Below are 22,664 nucleotides of genomic sequence, written 5' to 3'. Positions count from 1 at the left end.
ACAGCAAGGATGAGTTATGAATTTCCCTTATAGAAATATTGTAGTACTTACTGGTGCAGGTATCTCGGCCGAATCTGGTATTCAAACATTTCGTGCGCAAGATGGCCTATGGGAGAATCACCGTATCGAAGATGTAGCAACGCCTGAAGGGTTTGCTCGCGATCCGGACCTTGTTCAAGATTTTTACAACCAACGCCGCAAGAAACTTCAAGATAATGCGATAAAGCCTAATGCAGCGCATGAAGCATTGGGTCGTTTAGAGGCTGAGTTAGAAGGTAAAGTGACGGTCATCACTCAAAATATAGACAACCTTCACGAAAGAGGCGGCAGTCAGAATGTGATTCACATGCATGGTGAGTTGCTCAAAGCCCGCTGTAGTGAATCTAACCAAGTAGTAGAGCACAATGAGGACATTAAGACCGGCGAGCTTTGTCACTGTTGTCAGATCCCTTCACAAATGCGACCACATATTGTTTGGTTTGGTGAAATGCCACTGCGAATGGGTGATATCTACGCGTCATTAGAAGAAGCAGATTTGTTTATTTCTATTGGGACTTCTGGCGTTGTGTATCCCGCAGCAGGTTTTGTTCATGATGCAAAAATGCACGGCGCACATACCATTGAAATTAACCTAGAACCTAGTGCGGTAGAAAGTGAATTTGAGGAAAAACGCTACGGAAAAGCAAGCGTTGAGGTTCCAAAATTAGTTGACGAGATACTGGCTCTAGAAGGAAAAGAAAGAGCGTAATAACTTCAACAGGAAGAGTTTTTTTCTTGTCATTAAGAACAAAAAAGCGGCTCATGAGCCGCTTTTTCATATCTTTAAAACTAACGAATTAGTTGTTCACTTTTAGCTTTTGGAAGTACTCATCGTACATTACGCTCGCTTCGCCAACTTCATCTTGCCAAGTACCGCTGTCCATCACTTCTTGTGGTGGGAAGATGCTTGGATCATTAGCAAATTCTTTCGGTAGCAGATCGTGTGCCGTTTTAACTGGCGTAGGATAACCAATCTCAAGTGCAATCTTAGCTGCGTTCTCAGGACGTAGTAGGAAATCGATCATCTTATGAGCTGCGTCAACGTTCTTCGCACCAGCTGGAATTGCTAGGCTGTCCATCCAGAAGATAGTGCCTTTTTCTGGCCAGATGATGTCGATGTTCGCGCCTTCTTGACGAGCCATGTATGCAGAACCGTTCCAAAGCATGCCTAGTGAAACTTCACCCGCAAGGTAAGGGTTTGCAGGAAAGTCTGAGTTAAATACTAATACGTTTGGCATTAGCTTTTTCAGTTCTTCGTAAGCGGCTTTGATTTCTTCTGGGTTAGTCGTGTTTGGTGAGTAACCAAGCTTAGTCAATGCAATGTGGAATACTTCGCGAGAATCATCCATCAGCATTAGTTGACCTTCCCACTTGCTATCCCAGAAATCATCCCATTTAGAAACCGATGACTTGTCTAGCATGTCAGCATTGATACCAATACCGGTCGCACCCCAAATGTATGGGATAGAGTAGTTGTTGTTCGGATCGAACGGTTTGTTTAGGAAGTTAGTATCAAGATCGGCAAAATGAGATAATTTCTCTTTGTCGATCTGTTGTAGCATGCCTTCTTTACGCATTTTAGAGACGAAATAGGTAGACGGTACTACCAAGTCGTAACCAGAACCTTGAGTTTTTAGTTTTGCGTACATACTCTCGTTAGATTCGTATGTAGAGTAAATAACTTTGATTCCGGTTTCTTTTGTAAAGTCTTCAAGAACTTCGTTTGGAATGTATTCCGACCAGTTGTAGAAATACAGTTCTTGATCAGCAGCCATTGCAGGGGTAGCGATGAGCGTCGCTGCACATAGAGCGCTTGCGTAGAATTTACTTTTCATTTGTTTTCCGTTTTGTTTCGCGATTGGACAAGTCAATACTAGCTGGAGTTATCAAGTTGAGCCAAATCGCAGTAAGCACAAATATGTTCATTTAGCTTGAATATCGTTGTCTCCTTGTTATGAGACGATAAATCTATGATACCAAGACAAATAAACCTAGCAACGCGCGATTATATCAGCCTAAGACAAAAATAGGCAGCGTATTGCTGCCTATTTTCCTATGGTTGATGACTTGTTACACAAGCTAGATTATTGTCCCGCTTTCAGCTTGAGGAAGTAATCTTCGTATTTAACGGTTAGATCACCAACCGCATCTTGCCATTCAACGCGGTCAAGGTCTTCTTGAGAAGGGAATAGTGGGGCAACGTCTTTAAACTTAGCATTCGATTCCTCAACCGCCGTTAGGTAGCCAGTATCACGAGAGATTTGCTCTGCGATTTCTGGGCGCAGTAAGAAGTCGATCATCTTGTGAGCGGCTTCTACGTTCTTCGCACCGGAAGAGATAGCGAAGTTATCAACCCAGCCGATACCGCCTTCTTTAGGAAAAACGAGTTTAAGGTTCAGGCCTTCACTTTGTGCGGCTGCAGCGCTACCGTTCCAAAGCATACCGACGCCCACTTCACCAGACATGTAAGGTGCGCCAGGGTTGTCAGAGTTGAAAACTAAAACGTTAGGCATCAACTTTTGTAGCTCAGCGTACGCTTCATCGATTTGCTTAGGGTCTTTTGAGTTACCTGAGTAGCCAAGTTTACGCAGAGCGATATGGAACACTTCACGAGTGTCGTCCATCAACATTACTTGACCTTCAAGCTCAGGCTTCCATAGGTCAGCCCAGCTTTGGAAGTCGTTTGGATCGTACATGTCTGCGTTAACCGCTAGGCCTGTAATCGCAACAACGTGTGGGATAGAGTAGTCGTTACTTGGATCGTAAGGCTTGTCTAGGTAGTTTTTATCTAGGTTGCCGAAGTTTTTCAGCTTAGTCTTATCGATCTTTTGTAGCATGCCTTCGTCACGCATCTTCGCTACGAAGTACGTTGAAGGTACTACTAGGTCATAACCTTGGTTATGGGTTTTTAGCTTTGCATACAAAGTTTCGTTCGACTCGTAAGTCGAGTAGATCACTTTGATGCCAGTTTCTTTAGTAAATTGCTCTAGGATATTACTGTTGATGTAAGGACCCCAGTTCATAAATACTAGTTCTTTATCATCCGCTGTCGCTGTACCAGAGAACAGAGAAAGCGCACATGCACTACCAGCTAATAGAGTAGCCCATTTTTTCATTGACGTTAGCTCCAAACCAAACGTTGTCCAATTTTGGACGATAGATAGAAAAACAGAATGGCATGTAACCATTCTGTTTCGTGATGTTAACAGGTGCGGATTCTACTTCACTTTTTCTCTTGCTAGCAACTGAGAAATTACTACCAAGACCAAAGAAACAATCAACATCACCGTTGCTAGGGCGTTCACTTCTGGTGAAATGCCCACCTTAACCATGGAGTAAATCTTCAATGGCAAGATTTCGTATGTTGGACCCGTTACAAACGAGCTGATGATCACATCGTCCAAAGATAGGGTAAAGCTCAATAACCAACCTGCGGCAACCGCTGGTTTAGCGAGAGGAAGGATGATCTGTTTCAAGATAACCCATTCGCTTGCACCAAGGTCTTTTGCAGCTTCCAACATTTTCACATCAAAGCCATTTAAACGGCTGTACACTGTTACCACAACGAAAGGTAGACAGAAGGTGATGTGAGCAATCAATAGAGTAAAGAAGCCTAGCTGTGCGCCCAATACAAGGAACAGAGCAAGTAATGAAATCGCCATTACGATATCTGGAGACATCATTACGACAAACAGCATGCCGTTTACCGCGCCTTTACCTTTGAACGAGTAACGGAATAGGGCAACAGCCGTCAAGCTACCAATGATGGTTGCTGCTGTCGCTGAAAATACCGCTACGTTCAATGAATGCCATGCAGCCTGCATTAGGCTGTCGTTATTTACTAAGGTTTCGTACCATTTCGTGGTGAAACCGCCCCATTTCATACCAAATTTGTTGGCATTAAATGAGTTAACAATTAGGACGATGATCGGCAGATACAAAAATGCATATACCAGCGCCATAAAGCTAAATCTAACTGTGCGTCCCATTAGTCTAGCTCCACTTTCTTATTCAATAGTTTGCCTGCTCTGTAGTAAGCGTAAAGCATCACAGCCATTGCGAAGGTGAGGGCGATACTGGTCGCAGCACCAAATGGCCAGTCACGAGCGTTCAATACTTGGCTCTTAATGACGTTACCGATCAGTAGGTTCTTCGCACCACCAAGAAGGTCAGAGATGTAGAACATACCTAGTGCTGGTAGCAGAACCAACAAACAACCACCGATAATGCCAGGCATTGTAAGAGGTAGAATCACTTTCGTAATGGTTTGGAACTTGTTCGCACCAAGATCTTTCGCCGCCTCGATATAAGTGTTGTCCAACTTCTCGATTGCCGAGTAAAGCGGCAGAATCATAAATGGAAGCAGGATGTACACAAGACCAATCATTACTGCTGTTTCGGTGTACATAATACGTAATGGCTTATCGATGATTTCCATCGCCATTAATGATTTGTTCAAAATACCTTGTGTACCCAGAACAATCTTCAGGCCGTAAGTACGGATAAGAGAGTTTGTCCAAAAAGGTACGATAACTAAGAACAACATGAATGGGCGCCATTTCTCTGGCATTTTCGCTATGATGTAAGCAAATGGGTAACCAATTACTAAACACAACAACGTCGCCACAATCGCCATGTAGAACGAGTGCATCAGCACTTTCGCATACAAGGGGTCGAGTAGACGTAAGTAGTTGTCGAAAGTAAATGTCATTTCGATTAAGTTTGCTTCATCACGCGTTAAGAAACTCGTACCGATAATCATCACATTTGGTACCAACACGAAAAGTGTTAACCAACCGACGATTAAGGTAATGATCGCGTTTTGAAGATTAATCTTCTTGCTTATCATTGAGGACTACCTCCCAACTCTCAACCCAAGTGATAGCGACTTTCTGGCCAAGTGAGTGGTCCACATCAGGATCATCTTCGTTAAAGAATTCGCTAACCATTACACGCATGCCTGAATCCAATTGGATAACGGAATCAAGCGTCATACCTTTATAGGTACGCTCTGTTACGTGACCTACGATGCCTTTTTCTTCAGACTCTTTGATCTCTTCGATACGTAAGTCTTCTGGGCGAAGTAGTACTTGCAGTTTGTCACCTGCTTGCGCTTCCTGATCGTAGTAAACAACAGACTCGACACCTTCGATTTCTGCACGGATACGTTTCTCGTCGATACGCTCTAGCATGGTTGCGTTGAATACGTTGATCTCACCGATAAAGCGAGCAACAAATAGGTTCTTCGGCTCTTCGTAAATCTCACGTGGAGAACCATCCTGCTCGATAACACCGTCGCGCATAACAATAATGCGGTCAGACATCGATAGGGCCTCTTCCTGATCGTGCGTAACGAAGATAAAGGTAATACCAAGTTGACGCTGAAGCTGTTTAAGCTCGATTTGCATTTGCTTACGCAGTTTGTAATCAAGTGCAGATAGAGATTCATCTAGCAGCAGTACTTTTGGTTTGTTAACAACCGCACGCGCAATGGCGATACGTTGTTGCTGACCGCCAGAAAGCTGATGAGGCTTACGCTGAGCCATTTTTTCTAGGCGCACCATGCGTAGCGCTTCCATTACTCGTGGTTCAATGTCCGCAGTAGGCGTTTTCTGCATACGAAGACCAAAAGCGACATTCTCATATACGGTCATGTGTGGAAACAATGCGTAACTTTGAAATACCGTGTTGACGTGCCTTTGCTCTGCAGGAACCTGTGTTACATCCTGGTCATCCAAAATAATTTGACCGTTATCTGCCGTTTCAAAACCTGCAATCATGCGTAAAACTGTTGTCTTACCACAACCAGAAGGCCCGAGAATCGTCAGAAATTCACCATGATTAACATCCAGATTTAAATTACCGATGATTTCCTTACCATCGAAACTTTTACTAATACCAGATAAACGAATAACTGGCTTTCCTGCTTGCGGTTTTGCGTTCAACGTCTGTATTTCCCCCACGTTCAAGCCGGGATTATCCCAGCTGATGTGACACTAACCATTCACTTTTGAGGCGCGCATCATAATCACCAAAAGTGTGAAATTAAAGCATTTTCTTATCTTGAAACAGAAATAATTTTGCAGGAAAAAGCCATCATTCCTTACCATACTGTTTTTATGAGATTAATTGGCATCTAGACACAGTTTGATAGCACTAAACTTTGTTCAACAATTGTTTCAATTTCATGACCTTGAAAGTGGTTAATTATCAACCATACAGTTGAGATTGCAAGGATTGTAGGTGAGTTGTGATGTTAGATGTGGAAAGATTTCTTTATAATGACGATTACATTAATTGACTGGAATTCCAGTCAAAATTTTACAAGTTAGTCTTGGATAAACTATGAACGACGATTTTGAGAAAGATTTCAATCTTGGGGGGAGTGTAGAGCGAGCTTTGTCTGGCAACTACGAGCTTAAAGCTGGCGCGGTTTTTAACGAAGCTTGGCGAGCAACCATCCAGCACTTTTTATCATTTTCTCCTGCCATTATTGTATTGCTTTTTGTCCAATTAGGTATTTTCTATATTGCATTAAAACTGCAGTTGGGCGATTTGACCGTTATTCTTGATGCATTTGAGAACCCAGAGTCGTTCACAAACGATATTGTGTCTTCTATTTATGTCGCGAATTTCAGTTATGAGGTGATTAGCGCACCAATTTATGCGGGGATCAGCTTGATGGCTATGAGCCATGTCGCTGGCCTGAAGACTAAGTTGCGCCATGTTGGAAAGGGGTTGCAGTTCACCATTCCTGTTATTCTAGCAACGCTCATGAGCTTAATGCTACAAGGTGTGGTTGGTATGATTTTTCCTTTACTGTCGCTGTATCTTTCCTTGGCATTTAGTCACTCTATTTTGTTGATTTGTGAGAAAAGGGTGCCACCAATGCAAGCGTTGCTGTTATCACTTCGCGCAATCAACAAGAAGATTTTTGTGGTCGCGGGGCTTTACTTAGGCGTGATGTTAATGTTTATTATTGCAGCAATGTTCTACGGTATTGGCTTGATTTTTGTGCTGCCATTCTTCTTCCATTTGAAAGGCATACTCTACCGCGAAATGTTTGGAATTAAGCTTAAGATCGTTACAACACAGAAAAACGATAATGATCACGATGGTAACTCACAGGTGTTTGATGCCTAATTCTTTGAAATCAATAAGTTTACGAGTGGCGGCAACCTGTATAGCCGCCACTTTCATTTCTATAGGCCCATATTTACACTACGAGAAACAGTTTAAATATGTGGAAAATCCTGACGTACTCTCTGGCAAGATTAAGCATGTCGATTTATCACACTTGCCATACATCGGTGATATCCCAGACTTCAATTCAATAAAAGATACGAAAGAGAAAAAAGCTGCTTTTTTTGATTTTTTAAGGCCTAAAATTGCTCTTGAGAATCAACGAATTCGTCATGAGCGGGCCTTTCTTACCTCTTTAAAGGTGGGACAAGTGACGCAAGAACAACAAGAGTATGCTCAGCGGTTATCATCTCTGTATTCGTTGCCCTTGAGTAACGATAAGATTGATCAAGCATGGCTAGACGAGATGCTTGTGCGAGTGAACGTCTTACCTGAAGCCTTGGTTCTAACTCAAGCGGCAAATGAATCTGCGTGGGGCACTTCTCGTTTTGCTACTCAAGCAAACAACTTGTTCGGCCAATGGTGTTATAAAAAGGGCTGTGGAATTGTTCCAGCGCAACGTGGCGCTAACAAAGTTCATGAAGTTGAAAAATTCGATTCTGTACAACAGTCTGTTCATGGCTACTTTATGAATGTTAATCGAAACCCAGCGTATGCAGACCTGCGTGAAATCAGAACATCTCTGGCTGAAAAGAACAAGGGCTTGTTAACGGTTGCAACCGCGTCAGAGTTAACGCATGGGTTGCTAGCCTATTCTGAACGTGGCATCGCCTATGTACACGATCTTCGCGCTATGATTCGTCATAACAACGCCTACTGGACGCAATAAAATAACGGATAAAATGAAAAAGTTAAGCCTAAGTCTATTGGGAAGTGCGGCGCTAATTCTTGTATCGCCGATAACCCAAGCTCAAGAGTACATGTTCACGTACTCAAAGTTATACACTCAACTAAAAAACAACAATAAAGAAGGGCATGACGATGTGAAAGTTGGTGTCTTTTTTGTGGACGCAAAAACTAAACAAATTTGTACGATAGAAAAAGCTTGGATGGAAAAAGAAGAGCACTATGAAGAGTTTGTTATCCCTGCTTCACAAGAGTTGCCTTTACCTGTTGATAAAAACTTAAAGTCAGCGAATCCGTTGGTTTTTATCGATACCCCAAAAGATACACGTTGCGATTACTCACTTGTCGTGATGACCAAAGAACCATTACAGGGTAACGTTTCTTACGAGCAACTTAAGCCTCTTCTACCTCAAATGCAGACGATGCTGGAAGATTTAGGCGGTATGTTTGCGGGTTGGTTTACACCGGAAGTTCAAGGTGTGACGATGGAGTTTGCAAATCAACTGAATGATAAAGTGATTTTCTCAAACGGAACCGAAAAGCCAATTGTCAATGGCAAGATACAAGTCGCACTAAGTGAAATAGGGCAAGGTGGCACAATGACACTACCAGAACCGACGATGCGAGTGTTACCTTATCTACCTAACGCAAAGAAATGAACACTGAACGTTTAGAAAGGGCTGCAATCGCAGCTCTTTTTTCATTTGTGACCGTAACTAAAGTATCTTTCACACTCTTTTCTTAAAGACTCAATAAGACAAGCATTTAATCCTGTGTAAAAAGCTCGTATAATCCACGCCCCAAAGAAACCCATGTTAGGAAGTCCTAGTCGATTTATCGGCGATGTGAGAGCCCGCAATGAACCAAATAGATACAAGAAAAGAAACCCTAGAATTCAACAAGCTTCAGAAACGCCTGAGAAGACATGTTGGAAATGCCATTACTGATTACAACATGATCGAAGAAGGCGATGTTGTGATGGCATGTATTAGCGGTGGTAAAGATTCATTCGCGATGCTTGATATCCTGTTGAATCTTCAAAAAGCTGCGCCAATCAAATTTGAAGTGGTTGCAGTAAACCTAGACCAAAAACAACCGGGCTTCCCGGAGCACATTCTGCCAGAGTATTTCGAAACACTGAATATCCCTTACTATATTGTCGATAAGGACACGTATTCCGTCGTAAAAGAGAAGGTACCAGAAGGCAAAACCACTTGTGGTCTGTGTTCACGCCTGCGACGTGGTACGCTGTATTCATTTGCAGAGAAGATTGGTGCAACTAAGCTTGCGCTAGGCCATCACATGGATGACATCGTCGAAACAATGTTCTTGAATATGTTCCACGGCTCTCGCCTTAAAGCGATGCCACCAAAGCTACGCTCTGATGATGGCCGTAACGTGGTCATTCGTCCATTGACTTACTGTCGTGAAAAAGATCTGATCAAATACGCTGAGCACAAGGATTTCCCAATTATTCCGTGTAACCTTTGTGGCTCTCAAGAGAACCTTCAACGTCAATCTATAAAAGCAATGTTGATTGAGTGGGATAAGAAGACGCCAGGGCGTGTAGAAGCGATTTTTAAATCAATTCAAAACGTAAGCCCAAGCCAACTAGCAGACCGCGAATTGTTCGACTTTGTTAACTTACCGCTAGATCGTGAAGGTAACCGCGAAGAGTATGAATTTAATGAGGCTGTCGTTTCTTCGACGAATATTGATGAATCAATGTTCATCGATGTTACGAACATCTAACTCGTAAAAAAGGAGGTCAATTAGACCTCCTTTTTTGTACCCAACGCTTTAACTGTTCCCAAACAAAAATCCCCCTGTATTCGGGGGGATTTATTAGCGCTTATTTGAAAGCGCTCAATACATAACAATACTAAAGAGAGATTAGGTTGCTGTATTTGGATCGAGAGGACTAATGTAGCCTTTTGGTTTTAGAGCCAACACGTCGCAATTTATTTTATCAATTACGTGCTCCGCTGTATTACCAATAAAGACAGCAGAAAGCCCTGTTCGCCCTGTGGTACCTAAAATAACCATTGCTGCGTTCAAGCGCTCTGCAGCTGCCGGAATGACATCTTCAGGTAAACCTTGCTCAACTATCGTTTGTTCTTCATCAAGACCATGTTTTTGGCGTAGTGCTTTCATAGCCGTTAAATGATGACCTCGCACTGCATCGGTATAAGTCGTTGGGTCAAATTCAGGAAGTTCAATCGTAATGTTCGCCGGTGTAACGGGGTAGGCGTTAACAAGATATGGCTTGGCCTCAAGCCGAGTGGTGATTTCTTTTAATCGCTCGACCATCGTATCGTTGAGATCAATATGAGTCGGGTTTTCTGAGCCCACATGTACTGAGGCAAGGATACTTGCTTGTTCCGGCCAAGCAGCATTCTTGATAAGAAGCACTGGAATAGGGCATTTTCGCAACAAGTGCCAATCTGTCGGTGTGAAAATGACAGACTCTAAAACATCATGCTTACGTGTGCCTTTGATGACTAGGTCATGATTGCCTGCATAGACTTCAGCAATAATCGCCTCATAAGGGCGGTTGTGCCAGACAACACAAACATCAAAGTCGAAGCCATCGTTTAGGTATGGTTGAGCAATTTTACGCATCCACTGCTCACGCTGATGAATGACACCTCGACGCATAGCATCTCTTTCATCCACTGATAGCATTGACGTCATGTCATACGAGAAATCGTAAATGGATAAAAAGAAAGTGATTCGGCTTCTAGATACACTTTTCTGAGCTAATTGAACAGCTCTTGCAAGTGCGGGCTGCTCATCATTATTGATGTCAGCTACAACAAGGATCTTACTGTATATACTCATAACTAAGCCCACTTCTATTGCAAAACCAGATACTGAATGTAAATTAAATCAGTATTTTGGAGTACTCACCGTACATTTTTACTGTAGCTTAGTTTGGAGAACTTTTTGAGGACTTTCGAAAGGAATTTATGAGAAATATGATGTAGCTCATTTTCGAGCTACATCAATAATTAGGGTGTATTATTCTTTAGTTACACCAGCAAGTTCCATCAATGCATCGTGGTCTAAGATAGTGATATATTTGCCTTTTACGCTTAGGATCTCAGATTTCTGGAAACGACCTAACAAACGACTGATCGTTTCGACTGTAAGACCAAGGTAGTTGCCAATATCACCACGAGTCATAGTTAAACGAAACTCTCTAGGGCTGAAGCCACGCTGAGAAAAACGTGTTGATAGGTTGTAAAGGAAAGCAGCTAGTCGCTCTTCTGCATTCTTTTTAGAAAGAAGCAAAATCATTTCCTGATCACCTTTAATTTCGTTACTCATCAAACGCATGATTTGCTGGCGAAGTTTAGGCATCTTACCCGATAGATCGTCTAAAATTTCGTATGGGATTTCACATACCATCGACGTTTCGAGTGCTTGAGCAAAGCTAGGGTGGGAGTCACCAGTGATAGCATCGAAACCGACTAAGTCTCCAGCTAAGTGAAACGCTGTGATTTGCTCATCACCTTGCTCTGTGATCGTATAGCTCTTGATGGTACCAGAGCGGATAGCGTATAGCGATTTTAGCTCATCACCGGCCTTAAAAAGCTCTTGTCCTTTTTGAATAGGCTTCTTACGTTCGATGATTTGGTCAAGCTGATCAAGTTCTGCCTCATTTAGAGTGAACGGGATACACAGTTGACTAATGCTACAATCTTGGCAATGAATGGCGCAACCGCCTGATTGGATACGCTTTGTTGCAGGTTTTTCAGAAATCATAACAACCTTTCACTATTTGATATACATCAATATTTTAGCATCGCTTAATCCTAAAGGGTAGCAAAAATGTCACCTCAATAGAGTTTAACGTTATATGAAACCGAGTAACGCTAAGGCTCCTACAGCGGTATACGTACCATAGCCAATAAGGATTAATGCTGAAATATTTCTAAATATTAATGATTTTTGTAATTTCTGAAAATGATTGGCACCGTATCCAATAATAAGCATTGCAGGTAGCGTTCCGAGCCCAAACGCAAGCATAATTAGGCCGCCGTTCATCGCACTACCAGAAACCGCCGACCAAGTAAGCGCTGAATAAACTAAGCCACATGGTAACCAACCCCAAATAAAGCCAAATGGCAACGCGTGAAGAGGATGCTTTAGTGGCAACAGATTCTTCCCTGCCGGCGAGATAAAGCGCCAGATATACTGCCCTAGCTTTTCTATTAAAAGTAAGCCTTGCCACCATTTAGCAATATACAGCGCGACCAGGATCATGAATAACGCAGCAATCAGCCTTAACCAAGCAAGAGAGTGCGTTAACCCACTAAGCTCAGATAAACCTGATATAGCACCACCCACTAATGCACCTATTAAGGTATAACTGATCAATCGTCCGAGGTTGTAGAAGAGGGGGATAAGAGGGGTAGTTTTATTTTTAGCAGAAGAGCCCATGGTAAGTAGAGACGCGATACCACCACACATACCCATACAATGACCGGCTCCTACTAAGCCGATCATCAACGCACCGATAAAATCAGGAGTCATAAAGGTCGCTACTTTTTATCACTATTAGATTGGTCTTCTTCGTCGAGAAGAATGTTGTGCCCTTGCCGTTCAAGATCTTCAAACTGATCGCTTCTTACCGCCCAAAGAAAAACGGCGACAGCAACACAAACGAGAACGATAGCGATGGGAATCAATATATAAAGACTTTCCATGTTTGCTTTCTCTACTTATTTCTCTTTGAGCAGGCGCAAAGAGTTAGATACAACGATAATTGAGCTTGCAGACATGCCAACTACTGCAATGTAGGGAGCCACTAAACCTGCGACCGCCAAAGGCAAAATTAACAGGTTGTAACCCAAAGACCAAGCCAAGTTTTCTCGAATAATCTTTCTTGTACGCAGTGCAAGCAAACGTGCTTCTAGTAGCTTTTCTAGATTATCCCCAAGTAACGTCATATCTGCAGAAGCTTTAGCGACATCTGTACCACCGCCCATTGCGACAGAAAGGTGAGCTCCGGCGAGAGTCGGCGCGTCATTGATTCCATCACCAACCATCATAGTGATACTGTTTTCGTCCAAGCTCTTAAGGTATGCAAGCTTATCTTCTGGCTTTGCTGACGCGACGATGTGATCGATACCAATTTCATTCGCCACTGGTTGGGCGTTTGAGAGAGAATCACCAGTTAGCAGGGTTGTCTTAATTCCAGCGTCAGCAAAACGTTGAATAAAGGCTTTGCTTTCTTTTCGGATAGGGTCGCGGTAGTAAAAGCTAGCGACATGCTTGCCACCAACCGACAGATAGACCGCCTGGCTTTCACCACTTTCTTTGCCTTGAACAAAAGCAGCACTACCTATCTTAACGATTTTGCCATTCCACATACCCTCAATCCCTGAACCAATCACGTTTTGCACGTCAGACACGATAAAGTCATCATTGGTGTAAGTTGCAAAAGAACGAGCGATAGGGTGGTTTGCATGAGCCTCTAAAGCTGCAGCTAGTGATAGACAATCTTTCTGTGGGAGATCACTAAGTACCTTTGTTTCACAGATCTCAATATCACCTTTCGTTAGAGTGCCTGTTTTATCTACAACTAAGTGGTTGATCTTACATAGTGTCTCAAACACATGGCCTTTACGAAGCAAAATGCCAAAATTACCCATTCTAGAGGTAGCACAAGTGAGAGCGGTCGGAGTAGCCAGAGATAGCGCACATGGGCATGTAGCGACTAACACAGACAGCATGATCCAAAACGCATCATCTGGTTTTGTTTGATGCCAGTAAAACCAAGTACCAGCAGAGATAATAAGAATCACACCAACAAAGTAACGGGCGACAATGTCTGCAATTTCCGCAATTTTAGGTTTGGAGTGTTGAGCTTCATCTTGTAAACGCACGATGTTAGAAATCATTGAATCGGCCTTTGAGCTTACTACCTCAAGTTCAAATGATTCGTCTCCGTTTAGCGTTCCCGCATAGACGACATCGCCTTCTCGTTTCACAACGTGCACTGACTCACCCGTTAACATGGATTCATCAATATGAATACGGCCTGAAATAACTTTACCGTCAGCGGGGATATGTTCACCAGGTAGAACGCGAATACGATCGCCAACTTTTAGCGTCTTCACGGGTATCTGATCACCGTCCAGCGTTGTAGCAATTGCAGGAATCAACTTAAGAAGGTTACCACTCGCAGCAGCAGCTTTGCGACGAGCGCGCATCTCTAAGAATCGACCTACTAACAAAAAGAAGGTAAACATCGAGATAGATTCAAAGAAGACTTCGCCTTGTTCAGTTACTGTTGCAACTAAACTTGCAACATAGGCAAAGATCAACGCGATAGAAACCGGGACATCCATACCAAGGGTTCGGCCTTTGATACTGCGCCATGCGTTTAAGTAAAATGGAAGAGCGGAATAAAGCAAAACAGGAGTAGCAAAAATCAAACTTACCCAACGAAAGTAACTTTTAAACTCTGGCTCTAAATCACCAAAGACTTCGAGATACAGTGCAACGGCGAGCATCATGACCTGCATGGTTGCTAAACCTGCAATACCTAGCCGATATAGATATTGCTTCATCATTCGATGGTAAGAGGCTTCTTGCTTATCTGCTTCAAAAGGTGCAGCTTTGTAACCAAGTTTATGAATAACGGAAAGGAGCTCGCTTAACCGTACCTGAGTTTTATCCCAGGCTAGTAACGCTCGATTGGTGGTTGTATTAACACGGATAGATACCAACCCGGCCGTATTAGAAACTTGCTTTTCGATTAACCACGCACAAGCGGCACATGAAACGCCTTCCAAAGAAAGGGTTACTTCAGAAACATTTTCGCGATTTCGTACGAATTCAGATTGTACATCCGCATTGTCATAATGAATTAAAGCTTGGAGTTGCTCTGGTACTAGATCTGCCTTTTCTGCAGGCGCAGTGCGGTATTGGTAATATGATACAAGACCACTATCGACAATAGTCTGCGCCACAGTTTCGCAGCCCGGACAACACATGTCGCGAATTTCACCCAATATTTCTACTTTGAAATCCGTGTTGGCTGGTACATCTTCACCGCAGTGATAACAGGATTTACACATATGCTTACTTCATTAACGGTGTTGAAGAGGCAGGAAACTCAACTTTACCTTGGATCATCCATTGCTTGTCGTGTGGTTGTAGTTCAACAAACCATGGTCCTTGAATAGATTCCTCAGCTTTTAGTCGGTAATTACCAGATGCATCCGCTGTTACAAGCTTTGTGAAGTCACGATCAGGAAGAGTACGATGAGTGAAAGTGGCCGTTAGAGCAGGGTAATGAGGTAGCTTCCCTTTAGCGAAAACAATCACAACATTGTTATTTTCAGAGGAAATCTCAGCGTTAAGACCTAGGTCACGAGCGACATTCATTTTACTAATGTCGATATTAATGCCTTTGCCTTTTTTATAGTAATCCTCGGCGACTAAAGAAACAGAGTTGTTCGAGAAAACGACCACAGTAATCACAGTCCAAACTACGACAGTAAGAGGAAGGATGATTAGGAACCACGGCCAAAATTGTTTATACCAAGGCTTTACCATAAAAAAGTTCTCAACAGCTAAATGAAAAAATGTAAGGCGTTAAATTTAAAGGAAAGACAGCCCCTATGAAAGGGGCTGTTATTGCTATGTTACGTAATATCTCAGTTACTTACTCTCTGAGTTACTTAAACTCCAGACATATGAGGCAACGAGCTGAACTTTATCTTCACCCAAAATGTCTTTCCACGCAGGCATTACGCCTGAGCGTCCGTTCATTACGGTTTCTGTTACAGCTGCACGAGAGTCACCAAATAACCAGTCTTGGTCTGTAAGGTCAGGCGCACCGACTGCAGGGTTACCCTTACCATCGGTACCATGACAAGCAGCACACACTACGAAGCGTGCTTTACCTGCCGCGGCTTCACGAGCATTTACTTTACGACCAGATAAACTAAGTGTGTAACTTACAACTTCTTGAACACCTTGCTCACCAAGGGCATCTTTCCATGCTGGCATTTGACCAATACGGCCGTGCATGATGGTTGTAACGATCGCTGCTGGCTCGCCACCATATAGCCATGCATCATCAGTCAGGTTAGGGAAGCCTTTCTGACCACGTGCATCAGAGCCATGGCATTGAGAACAGTTTTGCAAAAACAAACGCTGACCAACTTTTAATGCTTCAGGATCTTGCGCAATTTCAGGAATTGGGCGTAGACCACTGTCATTGTGCGCAAGTTTACGGAATGCTTCGCCGAAGTAAGCGTCGGCATCATCCAGTTCTTTTGCATATTGGTTTAGTTGCTTGTTCTCTTGTGCTGCAGCGATGGCTTCTTTTGACTCTTCTAGTGAGCGAACGGTTTGAGCCGAACTCTGCCAGTTTAAAAAGCCCTTGAAGCTACCTAGACCTGGGAATAGGGCAAGGTAAACTGCTGCGAACACAAATGTGCTTACAAACAGGTAAGTCCACCACTTTGGTAGAGGGTTGTTTAGCTCGCGAATACCATCGTACTCGTGGCCCATGTCTTCCCCTTCCTCGACGCCCATTTTATCTTTAGCGCACCAAGTCAGGAGAATCGCACAGCCTACTAGCGTACCGACAGTAATCACGATAATCCAGAGACTCCAGAATGTAGTCATTACTTCTTCACTCCTTGGTTATTAGGGGTCTTTTGTTCTTCGTCAGCAAACACCAAGTTGGCATCTTCTTCAAAGCGTGCTTTACGCTTTTTACTAAATGCCCACCATACGATGCCAATAAAACTAGCGAAGAGTACAACGGTATAAATACTATGAATTGTACCGAAATCCATATGATCCCCTTACTTCATTGCATGACCAAGAGACTGAAGGTAAGCGATGATTGCATCCATCTCTGTTTTACCTTCTACTTCTTTAGCCGAATTCGCGATCTCTTCATCAGTGTATGGAACGCCGAACTGATCACGAAATAGCTCAAGTTTCTTCTGAGTTAGCTTACCGTCTAAAACGTTTTCAGCTAGCCACGGGAAACCTGGCATGTTTGACTCAGGTACAAGCTCACGAGGATCTAACAGGTGAACACGGTGCCATTCGTCAGAATAACGACCACCAACACGAGCTAAATCCGGGCCTGTACGCTTAGAGCCCCAAAGGAATGGGTGTTCCCAAACACTCTCACCAGCAACAGAGTAGTGACCGTAACGTTCAGTCTCTGAGCGGAAAGGACGAACCATCTGGCTGTGACAGACGTTACAACCTTCACGGATGTAGATATCACGGCCTTCCATCTCCAAAGGAGTGTAAGCGCGCAGATTTTCTACAGGTTCAGTCGTTTGCTTTTGGAAAATCAGAGGAGTGATCTCTACAAGAGCACCCCAACTGATAGCAAACACGATAAAAATAGCCAACAAACCGACATTACGTTCTAAGATTTCATGGCGATTATTAGAATTATTACTCATTCTTAAATCTCCTTATGCCGGATGTGGGATAGCTTTTAGGCTTTCTTTAGGTGCACTTACCGTTTTGTACGTGTTGTATGCCATTAGGAACATACCAGATAGGAAGATAAATCCGCCAAGGAAACGTACAAAGTAGAACGGATAAGACGCTTCTACAGATTCAACAAAACTGTAAGTTAGCGTACCGTCAGAGTTAACCGCGCGCCACATAAGACCTTGCATTACACCAGAGATCCACATCGCAACGATGTAAAGAACGGTACCGATTGTTGCTAGCCAGAAATGCACATTAACTAGACCAACAGAGTACATACGCTCTTGGCCAAATAGGCGAGGTACCAAGTGATATACAGAGCCGATAGAAACCATCGCAACCCAACCTAACGCACCAGAGTGAACGTGACCAATGGTCCAGTCTGTGTAGTGAGAAAGTGCGTTAACCGTCTTAATCGACATCATCGGGCCTTCAAAGGTAGACATACCGTAGAACGACAGTGAAACGATTAGGAAACGTAGGATAGGGTCATAACGAAGCTTATGCCATGCACCAGATAACGTCATAATACCGTTGATCATACCACCCCAAGAAGGAGCAAATAGAACCAGCGACATAACCATACCTAGAGACTGAGTCCAGTCTGGTAGCGCTGTATAATGAAGGTGGTGAGGGCCTGCCCAAATATATAGAGAAATAAGTGCCCAGAAGTGAACGATAGATAGACGGTAAGAATAAACAGGACGTTCAGCTTGTTTAGGAACGAAGTAGTACATCATACCTAGGAAACCAGCGGTCAGTAGGAAACCTACCGCATTGTGTCCATACCACCACTGAACCATCGCATCTACTGCGCCCGAGTAAATCGAGTAAGATTTACCAAGTGACACAGGAATAGCCATGCTGTTCACGATGTGAAGTACTGCTACTGTGATAATAAAGGCACCGAAGAACCAGTTTGCCACATAAATATGTGACGTGTTTCGCTTCACTAGTGTGCCGAAGAACACCACCGCATATGATACCCATACTAGCGCAATTGCGATATCAATAGGCCATTCTAGCTCAGCATACTCTTTACCCGATGTTAAACCGAGAGGCAAAGTAATGGCTGCTGCCAGGATGATTGCTTGCCAACCCCAAAAGGTGAAGGCAACGAGTGGGCCACCAAAAAGACGTGTTTGACATGTGCGCTGTACAACATAATAAGACGTTGCGAACAGAGCACTGGTACCAAACGCAAAAATTACCGCATTAGTATGCAGTGGACGTAAGCGACTGTACGTCAACCACGGCGTATCAAAGTTTAGCTGTGGCCAAACTAATTGAGCGGCAATCAAAACACCAACAGCCATACCAACTATGCCCCATAAAATGGTCACAAGGGTAAATTGGCGAACGACTGTATAGTTGTAGTTTTGTTCAAGCTGCTTTACTTGGCTCATTTGCATGCTTCCAATTTCTAATTAACTACACTTTTACTTCCAACACGACTTGCGTCGTAACACCACCCAAGTAAACTCTAGAATTCAAGTGTTATCATCACCTTATTTCCATTGCTGACTTTAATAAAAAGTGGCATTTTCAGCGTGACACTATACTTGAATTAACAATTCAATGACAGGGTAGTAACCTTACTGGACCTCTGGAAATCATTTTTTATTTAAAAAGTTTGAAGTTTGTAACAAGGATATTAGTAATTATGCCTGCACAAAAGTTAACAAAGGCGCGACTTGCACAAATCTTAATCATGCTCAGTGTTTTAATAGGCGCATTTTTCTGGCGTACCTTTACACACGAGAGTGTTAATAGCGTTGACTGTTCACAAAAAGAACGATGCGATGTAACAATTGAAGGAGAAATAATCACGATTAATCGTGACTCAATGGGAATTTCGCTCGAAACGACAGAAAGTAGCACTCTAAAAATTGATCTAAATCAATCTGGTAATTTTATCAATCTCAACGAGAAGCATAAGTCAGTAGAATGGGACATCATGCCTGAATCGAAAAAAATCACCTTTAAAAAAGGTGAAAACATTGTTGTAGTTCAATTATAAATACGATCTATCACGAGATAATCGTAACTTATTAATGAAATTAACACCTTCTTACCTAGAGAAAATTGGTTGGAATGGTATAACAGCAGAGTGATATCCAATTATAAAATCGTATGCATTGCCAATCAGTTTTTACTCATATTAAAGATGAAGACTCAGCGATAAAAACGCTCAGGTCCGAATTGACACAACAGAGCTTGTCTTACGTGATGTGTTACTACACGGAAGAATACAATTTTGAGTTGATTCGAGAAGCGTTTCTTGCGCATTTTCCTGGTGTGCCTTTTCATGGCGCCAGTTCATGTCAAGCCGTAATGACAGATCAGGGCTTTCATACAGGCCCAGTAATTGCGGCACTTGCTGTTTATGATACAGGTCCTCATGCTTATGGTACTGGTATTTCTAATCACAACTCAGGTGACAGCGTCACCAAGGCTTTGGATATGGCCCTTGAGAACGCAAACCGTGTAGGAGAGGTACCAAACTTAATTCTACTTCATGCTACACCAGGGCAAGAGGAATCAATCATTGCGTCTATAGATGAAAGATTTGGAACTCTAATTCCAATTATTGGTGGTTCGGCCGCTGATAATAACATCGCTGGGAAATGGTCTGTGATAACCGCCCAAGGCTCTCAAACTTCAGGTTTAAGCTTAACTCTCTTTTACTCCTCTCAACCTGTTGATATCGCTTTTAGCGCTGGGCATACACCAACTAATATCAAAGGTGTTGCAACCAAGACCAACGATAGATGCTTACTTGAAATTGATAATGAACCTGCGCTCAATGTTTATAGAAGGTGGACAAATCACCAGGATAACCAAGTAGGTAAAGATAATATGCTGTTTACAAACTCGAGTGCTTATCCATTAGGGCGGATCGCAGGTCATCTCTATGATCGCCCATATTACAAGTTATCCCATCCGATCCGTGAGACGCCAGATGGTGGAATCGAGTTGTTTACACGAATAGAAGAGGGTGACGAGCTCACATTAATGAAAGGAAGTCGTGAGCATCTCGTTGCGCGCGCTGCAAAAGTCGTCAATGCCGCTTTTAACCAAAAATTAGAAGAGTCTCGAAAAATTGGAGTGATAAATATCTTTTGCGCAGGTCCCATGTTGCACTTAATGCAAGACATGAATAGCGTTTGTGAACAAATTAACCAAGAACTAGAACATTTGCCTTTTATTTGCCCTTTTACTTTCGGCGAGCAAGGTAGATTTATTGGTGGTGAGAATGGACATGGAAACCTGATGATTTCATCGGCTATATTCCATAAACCTTATGAAAGATAAATACTTAGACATATATCAACAGGAAGCGCTTCAAGAAGCGTTAGTTGAGCTAAAGCAGGCTAGACAAAGAGAACGACTACTCGCTGATGAAAACAAGGCCATTCTTTCCGCGATATCTGCGATGAGTGAGGCAAAGAATCGGCATGAGATATTTACGGGATTAAACAATGTCCTCAAAAAGTACATCAACTTCGATGATTTTATTGTACTGACTCGCGATGGTGAGCGATATCCCTTCAGGACATTGATATCAACTAATAGCGTATTTGACAATGTATCCTGGTTACACGGTAACACCTATCAAAGAGCTCTCAATGGTGAATGCATTCTACTGTTCGAGCCAGATAAACTCGCTGAGTTTGTTAACTTAAACAGCTTTATAAAAAGCCATGTAAACTCGGTCGTTTTAACTGGTATACGTTCAGAAGTAACGCAAACCGTAATCCTACTTATTGGAGCTCAGAAAGGGCACTTTAGCATAGAGAATAAGGAAACCTTGAGGCGGTTTCGTCCCTTAATTGAAAGGGCGGTCATTGATATCGAGACCAAAGAGAAGTTACAACGTATCGTTGAGGTAAGAACAACTCAGCTCGCTAAAGCAAGAGAAGAAGCAGAGCTTGCGAACCGCTCTAAGTCGGAGTTCTTAGCGATGATGAGCCATGAAATAAGAACCCCTTTAAATTCCGTTCTTGGAATGCTAGATATACTGAAGCAATCAACCTTGTCAGAAGAACAAATTGATGCGTTGAGCCAAATGGAGTGCTCTGCAGAGTTACTTCTCGCGATAATCAGTGACATTCTTGATCTCTCTAAAATCGAGTCTGGTCGCTTTCAGCTCAATGAACAATGGATTAATTTAAGAGACACTGTCACTTTTGTTATTTCTCAGCAAAAACAAATAGCTAAGAAGAAAAATCTCCAATTTAAACTCAACTGTACTGTCACTAATGACAAACAATTTTGGATTGACTCCACGCGGTTATCTCAAATCCTGTTTAATCTAATAGGGAATGCAATAAAGTTTACAGACGAAGGTGAAGTAAAAGTTTCTGTATCTGAGCAAGATGCTGAACTTGTGATCTCAATATCTGACACTGGAATTGGTATATCTAAAGCAAAGCAAGAGCACTTGTTTACGGCATTTCATCAAGGAGACCGTTCCATCACGAGACGCTTTGGTGGTACAGGACTGGGACTCGCAATAACCAAGCATTTAGTTGAAATGATGCGTGGCAAGATTGCCGTTAAAAGTGATGAGCATGTTGGTTCAACCTTTACGATTTCGATTCCAGTTTTGACTCGTTGTAATCAAAATCGTCCAGTTAGAATCGAAACCAATCAACCGACAAAAGCAATGGAACTTCTCGTCGTAGAAGATACCGAGTCGAATCAGTTCGTAATAAAGCTTATCTTAAATAAGCTTGGCCATAATGTTCATATCGCAAGCCATGGAGCAGAGGCATTAACATTTTTAGAAGAGAATGAGGATTTAATCGATTTGATTCTCATGGATGTCTCGATGCCAGTGATGGATGGAATTACCGCAACAAGACTTATTCGAGATAAAGGTCTCAGGACCCCAATTATAGCGTTAACTGCACATGCGCTAGAAAGCGATAGAGATAAATGCCTGGATGCCGGTATGGACGGATTCATTTCCAAGCCAGTTAGAAGACAAGATATCTTTGAAGCTATACAGTCATTTCAATAAGCAAAAAGGCGTTAATATAGATCTTAACAATCGATAGATTATTAAGATCTATATTAAGTATTTTATGGTAAATAACCATTATGTTTAATACTTACAGTAAGGCCCTTAAATTTAAAATCTG

At 42.6% G+C, this 22,664-nt stretch carries 23 protein-coding genes; 8 read left to right on the top strand and 15 right to left on the bottom strand.

Going from position 1 to position 22,664, the window contains the following annotated elements:
• Nucleotides 1–16 precede the first annotated feature (16 nt).
• Nucleotides 17–748 (top strand): Sir2 family NAD+-dependent deacetylase, encoded by a 732-nt coding sequence (gene cobB, locus J4N40_RS08700; protein WP_005377522.1) that lies wholly within the window; start codon nucleotides 17–19, stop codon nucleotides 746–748.
• Nucleotides 749–836: 88 nt separating this feature from the next.
• On the opposite strand, the gene J4N40_RS08695 is transcribed toward cobB, so the two are convergent.
• From J4N40_RS08695 to potA, 5 genes are all read right to left on the bottom strand, one after another.
• A complete protein-coding gene (locus J4N40_RS08695; protein WP_005377521.1) occupies nucleotides 837–1,874 on the bottom strand; it encodes an extracellular solute-binding protein in 1,038 nt (345 codons plus the stop codon).
• A gap of 249 nt (nucleotides 1,875–2,123) precedes the next feature.
• Nucleotides 2,124–3,155: an extracellular solute-binding protein gene (locus J4N40_RS08690; RefSeq protein WP_017634902.1), complete on the bottom strand. Its 1,032-nt coding sequence runs from the start codon at nucleotides 3,153–3,155 to the stop codon at nucleotides 2,124–2,126.
• A 102-nt stretch (nucleotides 3,156–3,257) separates the two neighbouring features.
• Entirely contained in the window at nucleotides 3,258–4,028 is a 771-nt protein-coding gene (gene potC, locus J4N40_RS08685; RefSeq protein WP_005389180.1) for a spermidine/putrescine ABC transporter permease PotC, read from the bottom strand.
• The gene (potB, locus tag J4N40_RS08680; RefSeq protein WP_005377512.1) at nucleotides 4,028–4,888 is read right to left on the bottom strand and encodes a spermidine/putrescine ABC transporter permease PotB; all 861 of its coding nucleotides are present in this window, start codon (nucleotides 4,886–4,888) and stop codon (nucleotides 4,028–4,030) included. The genes potC and potB overlap by 1 nt, the downstream gene beginning before the upstream one ends.
• Complete coding sequence (gene potA, locus J4N40_RS08675; protein ID WP_216613637.1) at nucleotides 4,869–5,984, bottom strand: spermidine/putrescine ABC transporter ATP-binding protein PotA; 1,116 nt, start codon at nucleotides 5,982–5,984, stop codon at nucleotides 4,869–4,871. The genes potB and potA overlap by 20 nt, the downstream gene beginning before the upstream one ends.
• Nucleotides 5,985–6,384: 400 nt before the next feature.
• Here potA and J4N40_RS08670 point away from each other — a divergent pair, with 400 nt between their 5' ends.
• From J4N40_RS08670 to ttcA, 4 genes are all read left to right on the top strand, one after another.
• Nucleotides 6,385–7,182, top strand: a complete 798-nt coding sequence (locus J4N40_RS08670) for a DUF2189 domain-containing protein (RefSeq protein WP_005377508.1) — start codon at nucleotides 6,385–6,387, stop codon at nucleotides 7,180–7,182.
• Complete coding sequence (locus tag J4N40_RS08665) at nucleotides 7,175–8,011, top strand: glucosaminidase domain-containing protein (RefSeq protein ID WP_017634900.1); 837 nt, start codon at nucleotides 7,175–7,177, stop codon at nucleotides 8,009–8,011. The genes J4N40_RS08670 and J4N40_RS08665 overlap by 8 nt, the downstream gene beginning before the upstream one ends.
• A gap of 13 nt (nucleotides 8,012–8,024) precedes the next feature.
• The gene (locus tag J4N40_RS08660; RefSeq protein ID WP_042522976.1) at nucleotides 8,025–8,687 is read left to right on the top strand and encodes a DUF2987 domain-containing protein; all 663 of its coding nucleotides are present in this window, start codon (nucleotides 8,025–8,027) and stop codon (nucleotides 8,685–8,687) included.
• Nucleotides 8,688–8,886: 199 nt separating this feature from the next.
• Nucleotides 8,887–9,780: a tRNA 2-thiocytidine(32) synthetase TtcA gene (ttcA, locus tag J4N40_RS08655; protein WP_005377502.1), complete on the top strand. Its 894-nt coding sequence runs from the start codon at nucleotides 8,887–8,889 to the stop codon at nucleotides 9,778–9,780.
• 141 nt (nucleotides 9,781–9,921) lie between these two features.
• Here ttcA and uspE read toward each other — a convergent pair whose 3' ends face one another.
• From uspE to ccoN, 10 genes are all read right to left on the bottom strand, one after another.
• Nucleotides 9,922–10,869: a universal stress protein UspE gene (gene uspE / locus J4N40_RS08650; RefSeq protein WP_005377500.1), complete on the bottom strand. Its 948-nt coding sequence runs from the start codon at nucleotides 10,867–10,869 to the stop codon at nucleotides 9,922–9,924.
• A 180-nt stretch (nucleotides 10,870–11,049) separates the two neighbouring features.
• Nucleotides 11,050–11,796: a fumarate/nitrate reduction transcriptional regulator Fnr gene (gene fnr / locus J4N40_RS08645; protein ID WP_005377497.1), complete on the bottom strand. Its 747-nt coding sequence runs from the start codon at nucleotides 11,794–11,796 to the stop codon at nucleotides 11,050–11,052.
• A gap of 90 nt (nucleotides 11,797–11,886) precedes the next feature.
• A complete protein-coding gene (locus tag J4N40_RS08640) occupies nucleotides 11,887–12,567 on the bottom strand; it encodes a sulfite exporter TauE/SafE family protein (RefSeq protein WP_017634899.1) in 681 nt (226 codons plus the stop codon).
• An 8-nt stretch (nucleotides 12,568–12,575) separates the two neighbouring features.
• On the bottom strand, nucleotides 12,576–12,740 hold the full coding sequence (gene ccoS / locus J4N40_RS08635) for a cbb3-type cytochrome oxidase assembly protein CcoS (protein WP_005377493.1): 165 nt from the start codon (nucleotides 12,738–12,740) through the stop codon (nucleotides 12,576–12,578).
• Between the two features lie 15 nt (nucleotides 12,741–12,755).
• The gene (locus tag J4N40_RS08630) at nucleotides 12,756–15,119 is read right to left on the bottom strand and encodes a heavy metal translocating P-type ATPase (protein WP_171346169.1); all 2,364 of its coding nucleotides are present in this window, start codon (nucleotides 15,117–15,119) and stop codon (nucleotides 12,756–12,758) included.
• 4 nt (nucleotides 15,120–15,123) lie between these two features.
• Complete coding sequence (locus tag J4N40_RS08625; RefSeq protein ID WP_005377489.1) at nucleotides 15,124–15,600, bottom strand: FixH family protein; 477 nt, start codon at nucleotides 15,598–15,600, stop codon at nucleotides 15,124–15,126.
• A 105-nt stretch (nucleotides 15,601–15,705) separates the two neighbouring features.
• A complete protein-coding gene (ccoP, locus tag J4N40_RS08620; protein WP_005377487.1) occupies nucleotides 15,706–16,680 on the bottom strand; it encodes a cytochrome-c oxidase, cbb3-type subunit III in 975 nt (324 codons plus the stop codon).
• Complete coding sequence (locus J4N40_RS08615) at nucleotides 16,680–16,853, bottom strand: cbb3-type cytochrome oxidase subunit 3 (RefSeq protein WP_005377485.1); 174 nt, start codon at nucleotides 16,851–16,853, stop codon at nucleotides 16,680–16,682. The genes ccoP and J4N40_RS08615 overlap by 1 nt, the downstream gene beginning before the upstream one ends.
• 9 nt (nucleotides 16,854–16,862) lie before the next feature.
• Nucleotides 16,863–17,483, bottom strand: coding sequence for a cytochrome-c oxidase, cbb3-type subunit II (ccoO, locus tag J4N40_RS08610; RefSeq protein ID WP_005377475.1), 621 nt, complete (start codon nucleotides 17,481–17,483; stop codon nucleotides 16,863–16,865).
• A gap of 12 nt (nucleotides 17,484–17,495) precedes the next feature.
• The gene (ccoN, locus tag J4N40_RS08605; protein WP_005396488.1) at nucleotides 17,496–18,923 is read right to left on the bottom strand and encodes a cytochrome-c oxidase, cbb3-type subunit I; all 1,428 of its coding nucleotides are present in this window, start codon (nucleotides 18,921–18,923) and stop codon (nucleotides 17,496–17,498) included.
• A gap of 257 nt (nucleotides 18,924–19,180) precedes the next feature.
• Here ccoN and J4N40_RS08600 point away from each other — a divergent pair, with 257 nt between their 5' ends.
• The 3 genes from J4N40_RS08600 (at nucleotide 19,181) to J4N40_RS08590 (ending at nucleotide 22,543) form a co-directional block, all read left to right on the top strand.
• Nucleotides 19,181–19,537, top strand: coding sequence for a hypothetical protein (locus tag J4N40_RS08600; protein WP_005377473.1), 357 nt, complete (start codon nucleotides 19,181–19,183; stop codon nucleotides 19,535–19,537).
• 113 nt (nucleotides 19,538–19,650) lie between these two features.
• Complete coding sequence (locus J4N40_RS08595; RefSeq protein ID WP_025766636.1) at nucleotides 19,651–20,832, top strand: FIST signal transduction protein; 1,182 nt, start codon at nucleotides 19,651–19,653, stop codon at nucleotides 20,830–20,832.
• Complete coding sequence (locus tag J4N40_RS08590; RefSeq protein ID WP_025766635.1) at nucleotides 20,822–22,543, top strand: ATP-binding protein; 1,722 nt, start codon at nucleotides 20,822–20,824, stop codon at nucleotides 22,541–22,543. Before J4N40_RS08595 ends, J4N40_RS08590 begins: the two co-directional genes overlap by 11 nt.
• The last annotated feature ends 121 nt before the right edge of the window (nucleotides 22,544–22,664 follow it).

The sequence above is a fragment of the Vibrio sp. SCSIO 43097 genome (genome assembly GCF_023650755.1).
GTDB classification, from domain to species: domain Bacteria; phylum Pseudomonadota; class Gammaproteobacteria; order Enterobacterales; family Vibrionaceae; genus Vibrio; species Vibrio alginolyticus.
The sequence above is the reverse complement of the archived record's forward strand: the minus strand, read 5'-3'. Positions and strand labels throughout refer to the sequence as shown.